General features: G+C 63.0%; 18 protein-coding genes. 7 read left to right on the top strand and 11 right to left on the bottom strand.

The window, feature by feature from the left end; all coding sequences use genetic code 11:
• Window positions 1-58: 58 nt before the first annotated feature.
• Entirely contained in the window at window positions 59-1,021 is a 963-nt protein-coding gene (locus BLJAPNOD_RS11260) for an NAD(P)-binding domain-containing protein (RefSeq protein ID WP_256372315.1), read from the top strand.
• Window positions 1,022-1,093: 72 nt separating this feature from the next.
• On the opposite strand, the gene BLJAPNOD_RS11255 is transcribed toward BLJAPNOD_RS11260, so the two are convergent.
• From BLJAPNOD_RS11255 to BLJAPNOD_RS11245, 3 genes are all read right to left on the bottom strand, one after another.
• Complete coding sequence (locus BLJAPNOD_RS11255; protein WP_115419865.1) at window positions 1,094-1,420, bottom strand: hypothetical protein; 327 nt, start codon at window positions 1,418-1,420, stop codon at window positions 1,094-1,096.
• A gap of 257 nt (window positions 1,421-1,677) precedes the next feature.
• On the bottom strand, window positions 1,678-2,736 hold the full coding sequence (locus BLJAPNOD_RS11250; protein WP_115419864.1) for an MBL fold metallo-hydrolase: 1,059 nt from the start codon (window positions 2,734-2,736) through the stop codon (window positions 1,678-1,680).
• A 260-nt stretch (window positions 2,737-2,996) separates the two neighbouring features.
• Window positions 2,997-3,656, bottom strand: coding sequence for a peroxiredoxin (locus BLJAPNOD_RS11245; protein ID WP_115421249.1), 660 nt, complete (start codon window positions 3,654-3,656; stop codon window positions 2,997-2,999).
• A 426-nt stretch (window positions 3,657-4,082) separates the two neighbouring features.
• Between BLJAPNOD_RS11245 and BLJAPNOD_RS11240 the strand changes: the two genes are divergently transcribed.
• Complete coding sequence (locus tag BLJAPNOD_RS11240; protein WP_115421248.1) at window positions 4,083-5,879, top strand: adenylate/guanylate cyclase domain-containing protein; 1,797 nt, start codon at window positions 4,083-4,085, stop codon at window positions 5,877-5,879.
• 162 nt (window positions 5,880-6,041) lie between these two features.
• Here BLJAPNOD_RS11240 and gcvA read toward each other — a convergent pair whose 3' ends face one another.
• Window positions 6,042-6,932, bottom strand: coding sequence for a transcriptional regulator GcvA (gcvA, locus tag BLJAPNOD_RS11235; RefSeq protein ID WP_115419863.1), 891 nt, complete (start codon window positions 6,930-6,932; stop codon window positions 6,042-6,044).
• 121 nt (window positions 6,933-7,053) lie between these two features.
• Here gcvA and BLJAPNOD_RS11230 point away from each other — a divergent pair, with 121 nt between their 5' ends.
• Window positions 7,054-7,758: an SDR family oxidoreductase gene (locus BLJAPNOD_RS11230; RefSeq protein WP_115419862.1), complete on the top strand. Its 705-nt coding sequence runs from the start codon at window positions 7,054-7,056 to the stop codon at window positions 7,756-7,758.
• 68 nt (window positions 7,759-7,826) lie between these two features.
• On the opposite strand, the gene BLJAPNOD_RS11225 is transcribed toward BLJAPNOD_RS11230, so the two are convergent.
• The 4 genes from BLJAPNOD_RS11225 to BLJAPNOD_RS11210 form a co-directional block, all read right to left on the bottom strand.
• Window positions 7,827-8,759, bottom strand: a complete 933-nt coding sequence (locus tag BLJAPNOD_RS11225; protein WP_115419861.1) for an MYG1 family protein — start codon at window positions 8,757-8,759, stop codon at window positions 7,827-7,829.
• A 357-nt stretch (window positions 8,760-9,116) separates the two neighbouring features.
• Complete coding sequence (locus BLJAPNOD_RS11220; RefSeq protein ID WP_115419860.1) at window positions 9,117-10,052, bottom strand: helix-turn-helix domain-containing GNAT family N-acetyltransferase; 936 nt, start codon at window positions 10,050-10,052, stop codon at window positions 9,117-9,119.
• A gap of 127 nt (window positions 10,053-10,179) precedes the next feature.
• Window positions 10,180-10,812: a LysE family translocator gene (locus tag BLJAPNOD_RS11215; RefSeq protein WP_115419859.1), complete on the bottom strand. Its 633-nt coding sequence runs from the start codon at window positions 10,810-10,812 to the stop codon at window positions 10,180-10,182.
• A gap of 93 nt (window positions 10,813-10,905) precedes the next feature.
• Window positions 10,906-11,166: a hypothetical protein gene (locus BLJAPNOD_RS11210; protein WP_115419858.1), complete on the bottom strand. Its 261-nt coding sequence runs from the start codon at window positions 11,164-11,166 to the stop codon at window positions 10,906-10,908.
• A gap of 24 nt (window positions 11,167-11,190) precedes the next feature.
• On the opposite strand from BLJAPNOD_RS11210, the gene BLJAPNOD_RS11205 reads away from it, so the two are divergent.
• Window positions 11,191-11,574, top strand: coding sequence for a hypothetical protein (locus tag BLJAPNOD_RS11205; protein WP_115419857.1), 384 nt, complete (start codon window positions 11,191-11,193; stop codon window positions 11,572-11,574).
• A gap of 64 nt (window positions 11,575-11,638) precedes the next feature.
• On the opposite strand, the gene BLJAPNOD_RS11200 is transcribed toward BLJAPNOD_RS11205, so the two are convergent.
• The 3 genes from BLJAPNOD_RS11200 to BLJAPNOD_RS11190 all read right to left on the bottom strand — a co-directional run bounded on the left by BLJAPNOD_RS11200 (window position 11,639) and on the right by BLJAPNOD_RS11190 (window position 14,783).
• Complete coding sequence (locus tag BLJAPNOD_RS11200) at window positions 11,639-12,802, bottom strand: Gfo/Idh/MocA family oxidoreductase (protein WP_115419856.1); 1,164 nt, start codon at window positions 12,800-12,802, stop codon at window positions 11,639-11,641.
• Between the two features lie 110 nt (window positions 12,803-12,912).
• Window positions 12,913-13,833, bottom strand: coding sequence for a TIM barrel protein (locus BLJAPNOD_RS11195; RefSeq protein ID WP_115419855.1), 921 nt, complete (start codon window positions 13,831-13,833; stop codon window positions 12,913-12,915).
• A gap of 41 nt (window positions 13,834-13,874) precedes the next feature.
• On the bottom strand, window positions 13,875-14,783 hold the full coding sequence (locus BLJAPNOD_RS11190) for a sugar phosphate isomerase/epimerase (RefSeq protein WP_115419854.1): 909 nt from the start codon (window positions 14,781-14,783) through the stop codon (window positions 13,875-13,877).
• 202 nt (window positions 14,784-14,985) lie between these two features.
• Between BLJAPNOD_RS11190 and BLJAPNOD_RS11185 the strand changes: the two genes are divergently transcribed.
• From BLJAPNOD_RS11185 to BLJAPNOD_RS11175, 3 genes are all read left to right on the top strand, one after another.
• Window positions 14,986-15,990 (top strand): LacI family DNA-binding transcriptional regulator, encoded by a 1,005-nt coding sequence (locus BLJAPNOD_RS11185; protein WP_115419853.1) that lies wholly within the window; start codon window positions 14,986-14,988, stop codon window positions 15,988-15,990.
• Window positions 15,991-16,326: 336 nt separating this feature from the next.
• The gene (locus BLJAPNOD_RS11180; RefSeq protein ID WP_077505834.1) at window positions 16,327-16,572 is read left to right on the top strand and encodes a helix-turn-helix domain-containing protein; all 246 of its coding nucleotides are present in this window, start codon (window positions 16,327-16,329) and stop codon (window positions 16,570-16,572) included.
• A 501-nt stretch (window positions 16,573-17,073) separates the two neighbouring features.
• Entirely contained in the window at window positions 17,074-17,868 is a 795-nt protein-coding gene (locus tag BLJAPNOD_RS11175; protein ID WP_115419852.1) for a prolyl oligopeptidase family serine peptidase, read from the top strand.
• The last annotated feature ends 78 nt before the right edge of the window (window positions 17,869-17,946 follow it).

Below are 17,946 nucleotides of genomic sequence, written 5' to 3'. Positions count from 1 at the left end.
CCTCGGTCCATGGTGGAAAGCGCTTACTTCGCGGTAAGCGCTTACCACTAGGTGCGTATTGCGCGCATCCAGCACCACCATACCTCTGGCCCGCGACGGCAAAAAATGTGCGTCGCGCCAATGGATATGGAGATCTGCAATGAAGCCTTCAATCAGTGTCCTGGGAACGGGACGTATGGGATCGGCGCTGGCGCGTGCCCTCCTCAAGGCCGGATATCGCACCGTCGTCTGGAACCGGACAAGCGAGAAAGCCGTAGCGCTCGGCGCACACGGCGCCACCGTTGCGCCGACCGTCCGACAGGCGATCGACGCGTCCGAGATCGTCATCGTCAATGTCAGCGACTATGCCGCCACTTCGACCCTGCTGCGCGCAAGCGACGTCACGCCCGGTTTGGGCGGCAAGCTGATCGTCGAGCTGACATCCGGGACGCCTCATGGCGCGCGTGAAACGAGCGGGTGGGCCGCGGCCCACGGTGCCCGCTATCTCGATGGCGCCATCCTGGCGACACCCGACTTCATCGGCACGGACGCGGGCACGATCCTGCTTTCGGGCGCGCTTGAACCCTTCACCGAGAACGAGGACGTGTTTCGCGCACTCGGCGGCAATGTCCAGCACATCGGCACCGAGCCGGGGCTCGCCAACGCGCTCGACAGCGCCGTGCTGGCGCTGATGTGGGGGGCGCTCTTCGGCGGGCTGCACGCCATCGCCGTCAGCAAGGCCGAAGGCATCGACCTTGGCGAGTTGGGCCGGCAATGGACGGCGACCGCACCTGTCATCGAAGGGCTGGTCGTCGACCTGATCAAGCGGACGAATGCCGGGCGGTTTGAAAGCGACGCGGAAACGCTTTCGTCGATCTCGCCGCATTACGGCGCCTTCCAGCATCTCAAGGAACTGATGGAAGCGCGCCGGATCGATCGGACCGTTGTCGATGGTTATGAGGCGGTGTTCCAGCGGGCCATTCAGGCCGGCCATCTGCATGACGACTTTGCCGCCCTCTCCCGGTTCATGGGCGAGACATAACGCTGACTTCGACGGAGCCTCCAGACCTTTTCGGCCTGGCAAGGGCTCCGTCGGCCGTCCACCGTGGAGCGCCTAGCCCGCGGCCGCAACCGCCTCCGAGACGATGCCCTTCGACACCACGCATCGCCACGGCACGCTTTTCGCCCCGACGCCGACCATGACGACCGTGCTCGCGCCGGACGGTTGGGCGCTCAATGTCGTGACCGTGCTTTTCGCCTGACGGCCGACCATGGCAAGGCATGCCATCTCGTCGGTTTTGTCGCCGGCCCCAGCCGCATCCGTGCTGGCTTGCGCGGCCTCGGGCGCTGGCGCCGGCTGTTCGAGCGGCTCCGTCTGGGAGCAGGCAGCCAGCCCGCCTGCGACGAGCGCCACGGAAATAATCGTCAAAACCTTCTGCATCGTGCCATTGTCCTCCTGTTTGGCTCGAACAAGGAAACCTGGAGCAACGCCACGTCGACACTGCTCCGACGGTCGGGAACGACACGCGACAACGAAAAGCGGCCGGCGCCTCGCCCCCTCAGGTCGATGCGCCGGTCTTGCCGCCAAACTCGTCTCTTGCCCCACCCCTTCCGGCTCCTGCACGACGTCTTAAATCGGTTCCGACATAAGGAAAAGATTATGCAGCAACTTTAAAGCGTTGCAGCGTCGTTTGCGCGTCATGTCTGACGCGCGGAGCCGTGGCCCACCAGCGGCCCGTTTGCCTTTTTCCAGGCATCGATGCCGCCTTCGATGTGGCAGGCGCTGATCAGCCCGGCGGCTTGCGCCGCCTCGACCGCCATCGCCGAGCGTTCGCCGAAGGCGCAATAGAAGACGATGCGCTTGCCGGTCGCAAGCGCCAGTTCGTGCAGCATGCCGCCGGTGCCGATGTTTTCCCGCAGCTCCGGATAGGGCGCATGCAGCGCGCCGGGAATGGCGCCGTGTTTTTCGCGCTCCGCCCTTTCGCGCAGGTCGACGATCGCCACGTCCGCACGGCCGCTCAGCGCCATGGCTTCGACGGCCGAAACCGCCCAGCCCTTGGCGGCGATCTCGTCCTGGTGCAGGCCGACATGGATGTTGGCCGGCACCGCCACATCCATCATCTTCGGGTTCGGCAGGTTGAGATTGTTCATCAGGTCGACATATTCGTCGACCGATCGGACCCTCAGGCGCGGATTGAAGCGCTTCTCCTCGCCGATGGTCGAGACCGTGTCGCCCTTGTAGTCGTGGGCCGGATAGACCAGCGTGTCGTCGGGCAGCTTCAACAGCTTGTTGAAGATCGAATCATACTGCTGGCGCGGGTCGCCGTTCTGGAAATCCGTGCGGCCGGTGCCGCGGATCAAAAGCGTGTCGCCGGTAAACACGCGCCCACCGGTCAGGAACGAATAGCTGTCGTCCGTGTGGCCGGGTGTGTAGAGCACGTCGAGGCTCAGGCCCTCGATCGAAACCCGGTCACCCTCGGCCACCCGCATGGAAACCACATCGGCGGCCGTCTGCTCGCCCATGACGGTGATGCAGTGGGTGCGATCGCGCAGCGCCCCGAGCCCGGTGATGTGATCGGCATGCAGATGGGTGTCCACCGCCTTGACCAGTTTCAGGTCGAGCTCGCGCACCAGCTGCAGGTAGCGGTCGACCTTTTCCAGAACCGGGTCGATGATCAGCGCCTCGCCACCCTGTCGGCTGGCAATCAGGTAGGTATAGGTGCCGGAGGTGCTGTCGAAGAGTTGACGAAAGATCATCGGCTTCTCCCTTGCACGGACCTGCAGCATCCCGCACGACAGATCGCACCCGCAGGATGCTGCAAAGCTTGAAGAACGAGTGCATGTTCCGCCTGAAACCGGCTCCGATTTAAGGCATGGCGCCCGAAAGGGCGCGAGCGGTTTCGCGCGACGGCGACATGCGAAAAATCAGAAGCCTGAAGCCGTCGCACGACTGCGTTCTCGTGCAACGTGCCTCAGGCAGTACGCATTGGCGCGCGGCGAGCCCCGCGCCAATGCTGTTACTTCGGCTGCGGCACGATCCGGATATAGGGTTTGGGCGCACGCCAGCCTTCCGGATACTTCTGCTTGGCTTCCTCGTCGCTGACCGAGCCGGCGATGATCACGTCTTCGCCGTTCTTCCAGTTCACCGGCGTCGCCACCTTGTGCTTGGCCGTCAGCTGCAGCGAATCGATCACCCGCAGCACCTCGTCGAAGTTGCGGCCGGTGGTCATGGGATAGATGAGGATCAGCTTGACCTTCTTGTCCGGCCCGACGACGAAGACGTTGCGCACGGTCTGGTTATCGGCGGCGGTGCGCTGCGTCGGGTCGCCCGATACCGGCGCCGGCAGCATGCCGTAGAGCTTCGACACGTTGTAGTCGACATCGGCGATCATCGGGAAGTTCGGCGTAGCCCCTTGCGTTTCCGCGATGTCGCTGACCCAGCCGGCATGGCGGTCGAGCGGATCGACGGAAAGCCCGATGATCTTGACCCCGCGCCGGTCGAATTCCGGCTTGATCTTGGCCATGTAGCCAAGCTCGGTGGTGCAGACCGGCGTGAAATCCTTCGGATGCGAGAACAGCACGGCCCAGGAATCGCCGACCCAGTCGTGAAACTGGATCTTGCCTTCCGTGGTCTCCGCCTGGAAATCCGGTGCGATGTCGTTGATTGCAAGTGTCACGATAGACCCCATGATTTGAATAGGCTGACTTGCGCCAGACAAGGCAGCGAGTTTGCCACTTTTGGGGCGATAGGCAACTTCTAAAGAAGAGGTAGAGAGACGAGAGGCGCAGGCCTTCTCGCTATGGTAATCTGGCGTAATATAAGACTATTCTGATATTAGCCGATTGCGTCGAATCATGCACGGTCGTCCTGTGAGGAGCGGGCTTCAGAGCGACGCCTTGGCATGGGTGAGGATTGCGGCGCGACCGGTGGCCGACACAAGGCCCACCCGATGGGAAGGGCGCCTTTGGCCTCATGACGGCGTCGACAATCCTCATCGGCCCCCATGGCCGCGTTACGGTTTTCTGATTGCCGAAAACCAAACGCGGTCCGGCGCGATCGGTCGATATGAGTGAAGGTTGGCATCAGGCCGGAGCTGGCGTCCATGAGCGATATCAGGAAGATTGCGGCCATCCTTGTCGCTGACGTCGTCGGCTACAGCCGGCTGGCCGGCGCCGACGAAGAGCGCATCCTGGCGCGGCTGCGCACGCTTCGCAGCGATCTCATCGACCCGACCATCGCCGTCTACAACGGCCGCATCGTCAAGCGCACCGGCGATGGCAGCCTGATCGAGTTCCGCAGCGTCGTCGATGCTGTGCGCTGCGCCATCGAGGTGCAGAGCGCGATGCTGGAGCGCAATGCCGGCGTGCCGCAGGATCGGCGCATCGAGTTTCGCATCGGCATCCACCTTGGCGATGTCGTGGAGGAAAGCGATGGCGACCTGATGGGCGATGGCGTCAACATCGCCTCGCGGCTGGAGGGCATCGCCCGCCCCGGCGCCATCTGCCTTTCCGAGGATGCCTACCGTCAGGTGAAGGCGCGGCTGGATCTGGTCGTGACCGACCTCGGCGCCATGCAGCTGAAGAACATCGTCGAGCCGATCCGGGTCTATGCGCTGGAGATCGCCCCTTCCCATGCGGCGGATGGCCCGGCCCCCGCCCCCTCGCCGGCCCCGTCACCGAAAGGCACGCAGCCGCCGAGCCCTTACCACCTGCCCGAAAAACCCTCGATCGCCGTGCTCGCCTTCGACAACATGAGCGGCGATGCCGAGCAGGCCTACTTCTCCGACGGCATCAGCGAGGACATCATCACCGATCTCTCCCGGTTGTCGGAGCTGCACGTCATCGCCCGCAACTCCTCCTTCGTCTACAAGAACGCCGCCGTCGCCGTGCCGGAGATCGCCAGGGCGCTCGGGGTGCGCTACGTGCTCGAGGGCAGCGTCCGCAAGGCCGGAAATCGCGTGCGCGTCACCGCGCAATTGATCGACGCCAACGATGGCGGCCACGTCTGGGCCAATCGCTTCGACCGCGATCTCACCGACATCTTTGCCGTTCAGGACGAACTGACGCGCGAGATCGTGACCGCGCTGAAAGTCCAGCTGACGGGCCGAAACCAGAGCCCGCTTGCCGGCGGCCGCCCGGTCGACGTCAGGGCCTACGAGCTGCTGCTGCGCGGCCGCGAGCAGGCATCGGCGCACACGCACCCTGCCAATGCCGCCGGCCGCAACCTCGCCGAAGCCGCTGTTGCCATCGAGCCGGATTATGCCGCCGCCCATGCGCTCATCGCCTTCACCCACGTGCTCGACTACATCAACGACTGGAGCACGGATCCCGAACAGTCGCTGCGCACCGGCCGCGCGCTTGCCGAACGGGCGGTCGCCATGGCGCCCGACCAGCCCGAAGGCCACTTCGCGCTCAGCATCGCCTGCATGTGGATGAGAGAGCTCGACCGGGCGCAGGACGAGGCGCATCTGGGGCTGGCGCTGGCGCCCAATTCGGTGCAGCTCCACATGGCGCTCGCCCACGCGCTGATCTTTTCCGGCGACCCGAAGGCAGCGCTTTCCGAACTCGATATCTCCATGCGGCTCGACCCGCTCTATCCCGAACTGCTCTTGCAGTTCCTCGCCGACGCCCACTTCTCGCTCGGCGCCTTTGAGACGGCGATCCTGGCGATAGAAGCGCGGCTGATGCGAAACCCGCAATCCGACACCGCCTTCGCGCTGCTTGCCTCCTGCCACGGCCACCTCGGCCATCCCGACCAGAGCCGCCAGGCCTGGAACCGCGCGCTGGAGCTCAACCCCAATTTCTCCATCCCCCGCCGTCGCCGCATCCTGCCCTTCCGCAACCCGGAGGATTTCGAACGGCGGGTGGAGGGCCTACGCAAGGCGGGGTTGGTGGAGTGAGGTTTGGGGAGGCATATTGTCGGCTTGGCCCCCATCGCATGCCAGTTCCATTCAAGATGCACAGACCGAACGCGAACGGAGCGGGCCGTTCGGGTCAACGCCCTGTGACGGCCATCTCTTAAGCACGCCGAACAGTGGGAGTGCGTGAAGAGCGGTCGCGCTTCACTTCCGGTGCGCCTCCGCGATCATCCACGCAACCACCATGTCGATCGAGCTGGAGTTGCGATAGCGCGGCCATACCAAATAGAAATGAGACGGCCCGAAAAGCGATCCCTCCAGGGCGAGAATGAGGCGACCTTCCTCCAGGTCCCGTTGGACGAAATCCCGGTTCGCGAGAACGATGCCCTGTCCCGCGATCGCTGCCTCGATCGCATGCGATGTCTGGCTGAAGCTGATCCCCTTGAACGACGTCAGCTCCAGTTTTCCGAGATGTTTTTCGATGAACTCCGGCCAAAAATTGTGGGCATCGTGCAGGAGCGTGTAGCCGGAAAACGCGCCTGACGTCTTTGGCGGCGGCCGCCCGGACAGCAGCATCGGGCTGCCAACGGCGACAATCTTCTGCTCGAACAGCAACTCGGTCGCCAACCCCGGCCCGAAGGGCGGCCGCCCGTATCGGACAGCAAGATCGACACCATCAGCCTGGAAGCTGGACATGCGTTCGGTGGCGAGAATATGCAGGTCGAGTTCCGGATGTCGGGCCGTGAAGTCGGGCAGACGGGGGATCAACCATTTGGACGCGAATGTCGGGGTGGTGCTGATCGTAAGACGGACCGGCTGCGGTGTCAGCGCATCCGTCGCTCTTGCGATAATCTCGAAGGCCCGTCGGATATCCGCGATATAGGCACGCCCTTCGCCCGTCAGCGCCAATGTCCGCGGCAGCCGCTCGAACAGCTTCACACCGAGTTCGCCTTCAAGTCCCCGAACCTGCTGCGCGACCGCTCCCTGGGTGACGCCGAGCTCTTCGGCAGCAAGCCTGAAATTCAGATGTCGCGCCGCAGCCTCAAATGCTTTGAGGGCGTTCAGTGACGGAAGCTTTCCGGGAGCGTCGAGCATTCAATAGTTTTTCTACTGCCAGATAAAAGTTGAACTGTTTCGTAAGCCCACCGAAGAAATGGTATGGCAATGCGCAGGAATAGGCAATTCGTGTGATACTTCCGTGTGAGAGGAGCAAAAGATGTCAGTAGAAAAAGTGGCTATCGTTACGGCTGGCGGCAGTGGCATGGGCGCCGAGTGCGCCAGGCGTCTGGCTGCCGATGGATACAGAGTGGCCGTGCTTTCTTCTTCAGGCAAAGGCGAAGCGCTTGCGGCTGAACTGGGAGGCCTCGGCATCACGGGCTCCAATCAATCCAACGACGATCTCAAGCGCCTGGTCGACGCGACCGTGGAGAAATGGGGTCGGATCGATGTCCTCGTCAACAGCGCCGGACACGGCCCGCGAGCCTCCATCCTCGATATCACCGACGAGCAGTGGCACACCGGCCTGGACGTCTACCTGATGAATGTCATTCGCCCGGTGCGGCTCGTCACGCCGATCATGCAGGCACAGAAGTCCGGCGCGATCATCAATATCTCCACCGCTTGGGCGTTCGAGCCTTCGGCAATGTTCCCGACATCGGCTGTATTCCGCGCTGGCCTGGCTGCCTATACGAAGATTTTTGCCGACACCTACGCTGGCGACAACGTCCGCATGAACAACGTTCTGCCCGGCTGGATCGACAGTCTTCCGGCCACCGAAGAGCGGCGCGAGGCGGTACCGATGAAGCGCTACGGCACAAGCGCCGAAATCGCTGCAACCGTTGCCTTCCTCGCTTCGCAGGGTGCGGGCTACATCACGGGACAGAACCTCAAGGTCGATGGTGGCCTGACACGATCCGTGTGACGTGAAAAAGCTGGCCTAACTCGCCTTTGCGCTTCGGGGCCTCATCTGGTGAAGCAACGTCATCTTCGTCAAGCGGGCTCGACGGCAACAGCCTCCGCCACCGCCAGTTCTGCCATCGCCAGTGCCGCCTCGCGCGTCCTGGCGGCGGCGATGAAGCGGCCGTTGTGGCAGAAGGTGGCGCCCGCGACGCCGCAGGCGGCCTCGAGCGCGTCGTTGGTGAGGCCGGCCCAGGCGGCCGGCAGGTCGGCGCGCAGCTCAAAACCTTCGTCGGCGCGGCGGATGCCGGTCAGGCACCAGTCCTTGTCTCGCGGGTGGACGACGAACAGCAGGTGATCGGCGCCGGCTTTGACGATGGCGGGGCGGAACGGCATGCCCATCGGAAGCTCCAGCACGCGGCCCTCGCCGGTCGCAACGATCGCCTGGTGCACGACGGCTTCCGCGCGCAGTTTTGCGGCGCTGCGGCCGATGCTGGCCTCGACGAAGCTGCGGGCAATCGCGAGTGCCGAATGGAAGGCGCGGTCATCGGCGCCGGGATCGGTCTCGTCGAAGACAGGCTTCAGGGATTCAAGCAGCGCCGGCAGCGTCAGGCTGGCGAGCGGCCCAGCGACGGAAGGGCTGAGCGCGCCATTGTCGACCAGATCGACCGGCAGCACGAAGCTCCGGTCGAAGGAGGCGTGCACCGCCTCGACATGCTCTTGCGGGACATTGGAGGCCACGAGATAGTCGCGGCCATAATGCTTCCAGATCAGGCCGAACGAGCTGTAAGGCTGGCCGTCGTCACGCAGCGGCGCGCCGCGCTGGTGGTGATCGAAAATCCGGGTTTCGGCATCATAGGCGCCGCCGACGTCGTAGATGATGCGGTCGCCACCGGGCGTGATCCACTCCGGCGCGCGGCTGCGCACGATCTTCGCGTCGGGGAACAGTCGGGTCAGGATGACGCTCGACATCAGCTCATCGGCATGGAAGCCACCGGAATGGGTGACGAGGAAATCTGGGGTCATGCCGGGATGCGCCTTGTGGTTTTTCGATGGGTGTCCGCCCGAGGGGCGTCAGTGGTTGGCACCAGATAACCCTTGCCCGGCGCCATCTCAACCCATCAAACGCGTATTCCGGCGTGTTCGCCCTCACCCCGGCGGGTCCGCGCCTCGCACAGAGGCGCTTTCGTTGCCAATGCGCAGCACCATCCGGCGGGTCGATCCGGTAAAGGCGGTTGCGACCGGATAGGCCATCGCCTGCCCCCCGAAAGGGCCTACCGCCGGTTCGGAACGTACCGCCAATCCTCCCTGCGGATCGAGGGATCGGAACCGTCTGGCGCCAAAGGACGGCAGCCGGATATCGGCTGCGAGCCGCTTGCCGTTTCACGCCTGCCCGAGGTCGAGCGACCAGGTCTGGCCCACCAGATCCTTGCCGAAGGAATGGTGCGGGGCTTCCTCGGTCAGCGTGAAGCCGGCGCGCTCGTAGATACGGCGGGCGGAGGTCAGCACGCTGTTGGTCCACAGCACGAGCGTCTCGTAGCCGACCGCGCGGGCGCGCTCGATGCAGGCGGCAACGAGCGCCGCCCCGACGCCGCGGCCGCGCGTATCCGGCTCCACGTAGAGCAACCTGAGCTTGGCGACGCCGGACTTGTCGCTTTCAACGAGGAAGATCGAACCGACGATCCGCCCGTCGATCTCGGCAATCCAGGCGGCCTCGCGGGCCGGGTCGAAGGATTTGACGAAATCCGCAAGGATGCCCGCCGCAAGCGCCTCATACTCCTCGTTCCAGCCATATTCCTGAACATACAGCACAGTCTGGCGGTGGATGATCCAGCCGAGATCGCCCGGCTTCAGATCGCGCAGCAGCAGCGCCCCGCCTGCCTTTTCCCCCAGGACTTCACTGACGATGCCGGTGGCCGCGATCAGCCGCCTGCGCTCGGTGGGGGCCAAGGTATCGAGTAGCGCGCCGATGGCCGTGCAGGTGTTCTGCTCCAGCGCCGCGAAGGTCGTGCGCCCGACGGGGGTGAGCGAGATCGGCTGGCGGCGGCCCCCCTCCGGATGCTCGGACTTCTCGACCAGCCCACGATCGGCAAACCGCTTCAGCGTGCGGCTCAGCTGGGCACGATCCACTTGAAGCGTCCGCATGAGGTCGGCCGCGGTCTGCTCGTCGCGATGGGCAAGCTCATAGAGGATGCGCGCTTCGGTGAGCGTGAAGGGACTCTGGTCGAGATGGGCGTTCAACAGGCCAAGGCGGTTGGTATAGAGCCGGTTGAAGGCGCGCAGCGCCGCCACGTCGGGGTGGTCGTTAGTGAGTGTCATCGCGGCGATCCAGCCTTAAGTTGACTCAATCAACAACGATTTGTTGATTGAGTCAACATTGGAATCGGGCTCGGGACGACCTGATCGGATATTGCGGGCGCTAGCCCCAAACCGGGCATGCGGTGAATCAGTTCCTTGCGCCGACCGCCAGCCGGCAGGCGAGCCCGGCAAAAACGCCGGCGAGCAGATATTGCGGCAGCCTCTTGAACCGGCCTGGTGCGGAAAGCCGGCTGCGGATCTGCCCGCCGAGCAGGATCACTGCTCCGTTGACGATAAAGCCGATGCCGTTCAGCACGGTTGCCAGCACCAGCGTCTGCACGATGATCGCGCCGTTTTCCGGCCGGATGAACTGCGGGAACAGCGCCAGCACGAACAGCGCCATCTTCGGGTTGAGCAGGTTGGTGAGCAGCCCCTCGCCGAACATGCGCCGAAGCGGCAGCCGCTTCAGCGAGGCGGTTGGGGAAAAATCGAACGCCTGCGCGCGCAGCGTCTTGAAAGCGAGATAAAGGAGATAGGCGCAGCCGGCCCAGCGCACGATCTCATAGGCGACCGGCACGGTGGCAATCAGCTGCGACAGCCCCAGCGCTGCGGCAAGCGCATGGCAATAGGTGCCAAGCGCAATGCCGGCATAGGTGAGAAACCCCGCCCCTTGCCCCTGGCTGACGCTGCGTGACGCAATCAGCAGCATATCGGGACCGGGCGTCGCGGTCAGCACCAGCGAGGCGGCGGCAAAAAGTGCGAGTGTGGAAAAATCCGGCATGACATCTCCCTTTGAGGTGGCCGGAATTTCGGTTTAGCCGGATTCGCGGGAATGGCAAGGCCGGAGCAAAGAACAACACGACATGCCATTTCCTCAAGGAAGCGTCGGCGCGAAAGACCACAGATTGACGGACTGCAGGATCGGCAAAAACAGGCGCGTCAAGCGGTTGCGCGCAGGCGCCAGCGTTGCGGAAAGTGAACCGGCATTGTCACGATCGTGCTTGTCGCCACCGCCTACCCCCTCGCTTCGTTGCCGCGTGACCGCAGAACCAATCGCCCAAGCCGTTTTCAGCGTTAAGCAACGCGACAAATCCAAGTTGCGCTCGCCGTCGCTGGAACGTAGAGCAGGTTGCATACAATAATCAGGGGTTGAAATTTCATGTCCATTTCAGTCAAGACATTGCTCGCCGCCGCGGTCATCGGCTTTGCCCTCATGCCGGGCCTGGCCAAGGCTGAATCCCTGGCCCAGCTCGAAAAGCAGGGCTATAAGGTCAGCAAACTCACGAAAAACAAGGCCGGCTCGCAGGGCTGGGTGGCGTCGAACGGCGACAAGCGGTTTTTCTGCCGCATGAATGTCAGCATAGCCGTGGTGAGCAAGAAAGAACTGGTGAGCATCACCACGGCCGGGCGCCTGGTCAAGCTGGATCGGGCTACCTTCGAAGCGACATTGGGCGGTCCCGATCCGTCGCTGCCGCTCTGGAGCGACCTTCAGGCAGGCCGCGTCAAGGCGCCTCACGTCAAGGGTTGCACGCCGCTTCGCTAATCGACATAGGCGGGCCTGCGCCTTGTTTTACACGCAGGCCTCCCGGTCGCAAGCGACCTCAGCCTCAGCGATAATCCACCCAGATGCCGCCGGCGTCCGCCGAGCGCACGCAGTTTGCCACCCAGCGCACGCCCTCGAGCCCAGCGTCGATACCGGGAAAGACGAGATTTTCGAGCCCTTCGGGCGCAAGGGCGTGCGTACCGCCGATCACCAGCCCGAAACGGCGATAGAGATTGGCCCAGGCCTCGAACAGGCCTTCCGGATGGCCGCCGCCGATGCGGTCGTCGATACGCGCCTCGGGGTAGAGATAGTCCATGCCGCGCTCGAGGATGCGCACCGGCTCGCCCTGGACCTCATAGGAAAGCTGGTTCGGCCGCTCGTCCCACCATTCGATGCTGGCCTTCGAGCCGACGATCCGTACCTTCTGCCCGTGCATCGAGCCGGCATTGACGGCGCTCGACCAGATGTTGGCGATGGCGCCGTTGTCGTATTCCATCAAGGTCATCGCGTTGTCTTCGAGCGGCGCCCGGCTTTTGACGAAGCTCTGGCGGGCGCACATCAGCCGCTTGATCTTCAGGTGCGGCAGGATCACCTCGGAGAGGTAAAGCGGGTGCGTCCCGACATCGCCGAGCACATAACTTGGTCCTGCAAATTTCGGGTCGACGCGCCAGCGGGTCGACGGGTTCTGCTCCTCGACGGCGGCACTGTGGAAGCCATGGGCAAACTGCAGGTTGACGATGCGGATCTCCCCGAGATCGCCGTGCCGCACCATGGCGCGGGCCTGCTCGATCATCTGGTGGCCGGCATAACCATAGGTGACGCCGACGATGCGGCCGCGCGCCGCAGACAGCGATTTCAATTCCTCCGCTTCTGCCACAGTAAAGCAGAGCGGCTTTTCGCAGACCACATGCAGGCCGTGCTCCAGCGCCGCCTTGCAGATCGCAAAATGCGTGTTGTTCGGCGTGGCGATCGACACCGCCTCGATGCCGTCGGGCCGCGCGGCCTCGGCGGCAAACATCGCCATATAGTCCGCATAGCTGCGCGCCGCATCGAGGCCAAGGTCGACGCCGAAGGCGCGGCCCCGCTCGGCATCGATATCGAAGGCGCCAGCCACCAGCTCGAACATGCTGTCTCTGAGCGCTGCCGATCGGTGGATCGAGCCGATCTGGCTACCGCGCCCGCCCCCCACCATCGCCCAGCGGATCGGCCTTCTCTTCGTGTCCGTCATGGTCTCGTTTCCTGTTCAAAGGGGCATGGCGTGCGAGGGCAGCAAGGTGCCAGCGGCAACGACATGCGCAAAATCAGATGCGTGCGCCGCCATCTGGTGCGAATCGCACTTCAGAAGCCGACCGAGCGGAGGTAGTCTCGGCTTTCCCTGACATCGGCGAGGCTGCCCGCAACGCTTCGCGGGTCGCGCTCCTGCTCGACCGTGATGAAGCCGTGGTAGCCGATGTCGGCAAGCACTTGTCTGATGGCGGGATAGTCGAGCACCCCTCGTCCGATCGGGCACATCACGCCTTGAGCGCAGGCCTCGAAGAAGCGGATCCTTTCGCCCATCACACGGTTGAACACCGCTTGGTCGATATCCTTGAAATGGACGTAATCGAGCCGGCCGGCGTAACGTCTCAGCGTCTCCACCGGGTCCATGCCGGCATAATAGGCGTGGCCGGTGTCGAGGCAGAAGCCGGCGATCTCCTGCGGCACGTCGCGGGCGATCCGTTCGATCTCGTCGGCAAATTCGATGTAGCCGCCGGCATGGGGGTGGATCACGGCGCGCACGCCATAGGTGCCGGCACGCTCGGCGATCGCCTTGATACTGGCGACCATGCCGGCCCAGGCCTCAACCGAAAGCCGCGGCGCGCGGTCGAAATGCCCGGCCGCATAGTCCCGTTCGTCGTGCCCCCAGTCCATGACGGTCAGATAGGGCGTTGCAAACCTCTGGCCGGCCACCTGTGGTGGCTGCGGCAGCCTGGTGATCACGGCGCAGATCTCGTCGGTCTGGCGCAGCAGGCTGTCGCGATTGTCAGGCGAAACCAGATCGTCGAAGATCGTGCCGGCAACGATGAAGAGGTTGCGCTCGGCAAGCGCTGCGGCAACCAGCCGATCGTCGAGCGGAACATAGCCGTATGGCCCGAGCTCAAGCCCGCCATAGCCGGCAGCCGCCGCCTCGTCGAATACGCGGCTCCAGGCCGGCAGGTTGGGATTGTTGACGTCGTCCACGCCCCAGCAGCATGGGGCGGTCGTGATCGTGATGCTCACGGCTTCATTCCTCAATCGATGGGGTGTTGGCAGGCTTCGGCTCAGCCGCGCTTCCAGTATTTGTCGACGTATTTCTGGATCTCGGCGCGCATGAAGCGGCCGGACTGGTCGGCCCTTTCCTCCCAGCCGAAAACGCAGGCCGTGACGATGCCGTCGAAGCCGACGTCTGCGAGCGAGGAGAAGAACACGTCCCAGTCGATCTCGCCCTGGTACATGTCCATATGCTGGTGGATCGTCACCTTGGCGCCCGGCGGGTTGACGATGTAGCGCAGGCCCGAGGAAGCCTTGTGATTATAGGTATCGGCGACGTGCACGTGGTTGATCAGCGGTCCCGCGTCACGGATCATCTTCGCCATGTCGTCGCCGAAGTAGAAGGTATGCGGCGCGCAGTAGAGGAATTTGACGTTGTCGGAGCCGATGGTCTTCAGCATGTCGATCGCCGGATGCAGCGTCTCGCACCAGTCTTCCGGGTGCGGCTCCATGTTGAGCGTCACACCTTCCTTTTCGAACACCGGCACAAGCTCCTCGATCGAGCGCCACCAGGCGGCTTCGCTGTGCTCGTGTGTGTGCATCCCGCCGCAGCAGCTGGAGCGATGGCCGCGATCGGGTGAAGGCCCGCGACCGAACTCCGAATTCATCGTGTCGCAATCCATCTCGACGGCGATGCGGATCGCTTCCTTCCAGTAGCGCACCGCCGCCTGTCGCTCGTCCTCGTGCGGGCTTGCCCAGCGGTACATCGGCAAGAGCGATGCGAGCTTGACGCCGTGGTCGGCCAGCGCCTTCTTGAATTCACGGATGCGCTCATTGTGCGCCCTCGGGCGCACCCACCAGGGCAAAAAATCGTCGCGCGGCGATAGCTCGATATGGTCGTAGCCAAGGTCGGCCGCCTTGCGGCAAAGCTGATCCAGCGGCAAGTGGCGATGCATATGGGGGTCGAGTGCGATTTTCATGGGGGCTCCTCCATCATCCCTTGGCCATGAGCGCGGCGGGATGATCCTTCGCGGGATCGTTTCGAACTTCGGTGTCTCCTCCCGAATTGCCAATACGATATCCCTGCCCCACAGCCCGATTCCAATGCTTCGATGATCAAATTTGATCATTGACCGCGCGCGCCGCGGGTGCTGATCTGACATTGCGGATCTGGAGGTGAAGGTGGCGAAGAAGACGTTGAAGGATGTGGCTGATGCAGCCGGCGTCGGCACGGCCACGGTCGAGCGCGTGCTGAACGGCCGCGGCGGCGTGCGGCCGGAAACGGTCGAGAAGGTCCTGCTTGCCGTCAGAAAACTCGGCTATGGCCGCACCCTGCCCGAACCCCATCGCGGCGTCATCCGCATCGAGGTCATTCTCGTTCGCCCGGAAACCAGCTTCTACTCGCGCATGAACGAGGCCTTCGAGCGTATCGCCGCATCGCTCGACCACAGCATCGCCGTCCACCGCACCTTTGCCCGCGAAAACGACCCGGCGGACTTCGCCCGTATCATCGCCAACCCGAAGCTGCGGCGCTCGGCGCTGATCGTGGTGGCGCCGGATCATCCCGACGTGGTCGAGAGTGTCAGGAAGGCAGCAAGCCTCGGTATTCCCGTTGTCCAGATCATGACCCGTCCCGCACCGGAACTGCCCTATGTCGGCATCGACAATTACGCCGCCGGGCGCACCGCCGCCCACTTCATGTCGCAGATGCTGTCGGCACGCGCCGGCGCCTTCGTCACGCTTTGCCACAGCGGCGCCTACGAGAACCACAAGGAGCGCATCCGCGGCTTTTCCACCTATCTCGCAGAGCGGGGCAGTTCGGCGCACCGCTTCACCGAAGTGATATTCGACCGCGATGACGAACACGATGCGATGGAGCTTCTGGGCAAGGCCCTTGCCCGCGACCCCGACATTATCGGCGTCTACAGCGCTGGCGGCGACAACAAGGGTGTCGCCAAGGTGTTGAGCGGCAGGGCCAGAGACAGGATCTTCTGGGTCGGCCATGAACTGACCGACCAGACGCGGCGCTATCTGCGCCAGCGGCTGATGGCGATCGTGCTCGACCAGGCGCCGGAGATCCAGGCCCGGCGCTCGATCGACCTCACCTTGAAAAGCCTCGGCCTCATGGAGGTTGAGGTCAGCACCGAGCCCGTACGCTTCCTGACCGTGACATCTGAAAATCTTTGATCGTAGAGCCGCTTACCGGTGGCATTTTCGTCGGAACGGGCGCTATTTTCCATCCAGATCGGGCCCTCAGCATCACTTTTTTTCGGGCGCGCCCGTCTCGCCCGGCAGCCTGTATCGTAAGGTTTACAAACGATTTTCCCTCGGGTTGACCGCCCCCCTACTGGCCGGTGACGCCGCTCTATCCACTCAAAAACGCTCTGGCCAACTTGCCTTGACGATCGCCCTGGCTATATTAGCGAAGCCTGAACGCCACTCATTGTTCGAGTCGCACGATATTTTCGGGCTCCCTTCACCCGACAAAACTCCTTGTCGGTGGACCAACGAAGGAGACACTTCATGTCCTTTAAGAAAAATCTGAATAAGGCTACCGACGCCACCGTATCTCGCGTCAGCATCGGAGCCGCTGTAAAGCGTTCGCGTGAATCCCACGGCTACACTGTCGATGAAATGTCGGTGACCACAGGCCTGACGGAAACGGAAATTTCCAAGGTCGAACTCGGCGCAGATACCGATCCCGTCAAGCTGCAGCGCATCGCCGCTGCCTTGCAAGTACCGCCTACCACCTTCACAGCCATGCGATAACGGCGGTGCCGGGCGCACATTGCCCAAACCGGGCGCACTGCCCACCCCGAAATGCAGACTTCGAAAGACCATTCTCTTGCAGCAAGGCGTAAGCGCTGCTGCTTCAAGCCAAGAGTCTGGACTGAAATCTGGCCTTCACGGCCATTGGCTCAAAAGGGAAAGCCGGGGCGGACGCCCCGGCTTCCTTCGTCTTGCGAAGGGCGTCAGCGTCAACGCGCGCCGCCATGCGGTCTTCACTGTCGCGACAGATACACCTTCATCTTTGCCGCCATATCCTCCGTTGACCAGCGCCTTCTTCATCGTGCCGAAGGAGGCCTCGGAAACTGCGTCGAACGCGGATTGCGGACGGCCTAACTTGCTGAAAAGATCTGCCAGCGATTCACACTGTCGCGGAATGCCCATTTTCGCGACAGTACGAAATTCGAGCGCGAACCTCCCGCTTTAATTGAGATTTGTTGCGAGACCGACATCGGGCGTGAACGTGAATGGAAGCGAAATCACATGAAGTTTGAGAAGCTTTTCATCCCCTCAAGCGAGCCGGATGTCCGATTGGAAATTGTTGTTGCCAAGCCTCAAACCGAGGGGCCTTACCCAACGATCATTTTCAATCATGGCTCTACCGGACGGGGCCACAACAGGTCCCTTTTTTCACGGACGATATGCCCTTCTGTCGTCGAAAACTATTTCGCCGAACGGGGCTGGATGACCCTTTTTCCGCAACGCCGAGGGAGAGGAAAATCGGGCGGAAGCTATGGGGAGGGTTTGGCTTCCGACGGCTCCGGCTATTCATGCGATGTCGACATAACGATTGCCGGACTCGAACGGGCTGTCGAGGATATGGATGCCGTCGCGCGCCACCTGCACGGGCGGTCCGATGTGGATCAAAGCCTGCTTGCCATCGGGGGTGTTTCGCGCGGCGGCATCTTGTCGATAGCCTATGCGGGCATGCGCCCTGCCACTTTCCGGGGCGCTATCAATTTCAACGGCGGTTGGCTCGGCAGGGGTTGCACCACCCATGAAATCGTAAATCCGATGATCTTCGAGCGTGGCGCAACGGCCGGAATTTCGACGCTTTGGTTGCACGGCAGTTATGACCAATATTATCGAATAGAGCATTGTCGACGAAATTTTGAACGATTTCTGTCGGCGGGCGGACAGGGAACGTTCATTGCTGCCCCCATGGGCCACGCCTTGCTTTTCAAGCCCGCATTGTGGAAGAACCACCTCGATCAGTACATCGACGGCCTTGCCCCGTCGCACAATTTCCCACCTTCACAACAGGCTCACCGGCTCTAGCAAGCTCCGACGGTTCATGCCGCGAAACGCAATCGCAAAATGCGGGAATTTGGCGACAGATGTTTGCCGGCATGCGCC

It is taken from the genome of Ensifer sp. M14 (assembly GCF_003355565.1).
Lineage (GTDB): Bacteria > Pseudomonadota > Alphaproteobacteria > Rhizobiales > Rhizobiaceae > Ensifer.
The sequence above is the reverse complement of the archived record's forward strand: the minus strand, read 5'-3'. Positions and strand labels throughout refer to the sequence as shown.

Excerpts from the sequence above, each read along its gene's own strand:
- gcvA (WP_115419863.1), bottom strand. The coding sequence starts at position 6,932 with ATGCTCGACGCTCCCGGAAAGCTTCCGTCACTGAACGCCCTCAAAGCA.
- BLJAPNOD_RS11210 (WP_115419858.1), bottom strand. The coding sequence starts at position 11,166 with ATGCAACCTGCTCTACGTTCCAGCGACGGCGAGCGCAACTTGGATTTG.
- BLJAPNOD_RS11225 (WP_115419861.1), bottom strand. The coding sequence starts at position 8,759 with ATGACCCCAGATTTCCTCGTCACCCATTCCGGTGGCTTCCATGCCGAT.
- BLJAPNOD_RS11220 (WP_115419860.1), bottom strand. The coding sequence starts at position 10,052 with ATGACACTCACTAACGACCACCCCGACGTGGCGGCGCTGCGCGCCTTC.
- BLJAPNOD_RS11230 (WP_115419862.1), top strand. The coding sequence starts at position 7,054 with ATGTCAGTAGAAAAAGTGGCTATCGTTACGGCTGGCGGCAGTGGCATG.
- BLJAPNOD_RS11200 (WP_115419856.1), bottom strand. The coding sequence starts at position 12,802 with ATGACGGACACGAAGAGAAGGCCGATCCGCTGGGCGATGGTGGGGGGC.
- BLJAPNOD_RS11215 (WP_115419859.1), bottom strand. The coding sequence starts at position 10,812 with ATGCCGGATTTTTCCACACTCGCACTTTTTGCCGCCGCCTCGCTGGTG.
- BLJAPNOD_RS11240 (WP_115421248.1), top strand. The coding sequence starts at position 4,083 with ATGAGCGATATCAGGAAGATTGCGGCCATCCTTGTCGCTGACGTCGTC.
- BLJAPNOD_RS11205 (WP_115419857.1), top strand. The coding sequence starts at position 11,191 with ATGTCCATTTCAGTCAAGACATTGCTCGCCGCCGCGGTCATCGGCTTT.
- BLJAPNOD_RS11180 (WP_077505834.1), top strand. The coding sequence starts at position 16,327 with ATGTCCTTTAAGAAAAATCTGAATAAGGCTACCGACGCCACCGTATCT.
- BLJAPNOD_RS11255 (WP_115419865.1), bottom strand. The coding sequence starts at position 1,420 with ATGCAGAAGGTTTTGACGATTATTTCCGTGGCGCTCGTCGCAGGCGGG.
- BLJAPNOD_RS11190 (WP_115419854.1), bottom strand. The coding sequence starts at position 14,783 with ATGAAAATCGCACTCGACCCCCATATGCATCGCCACTTGCCGCTGGAT.
- BLJAPNOD_RS11250 (WP_115419864.1), bottom strand. The coding sequence starts at position 2,736 with ATGATCTTTCGTCAACTCTTCGACAGCACCTCCGGCACCTATACCTAC.
- BLJAPNOD_RS11175 (WP_115419852.1), top strand. The coding sequence starts at position 17,074 with ATGAAGTTTGAGAAGCTTTTCATCCCCTCAAGCGAGCCGGATGTCCGA.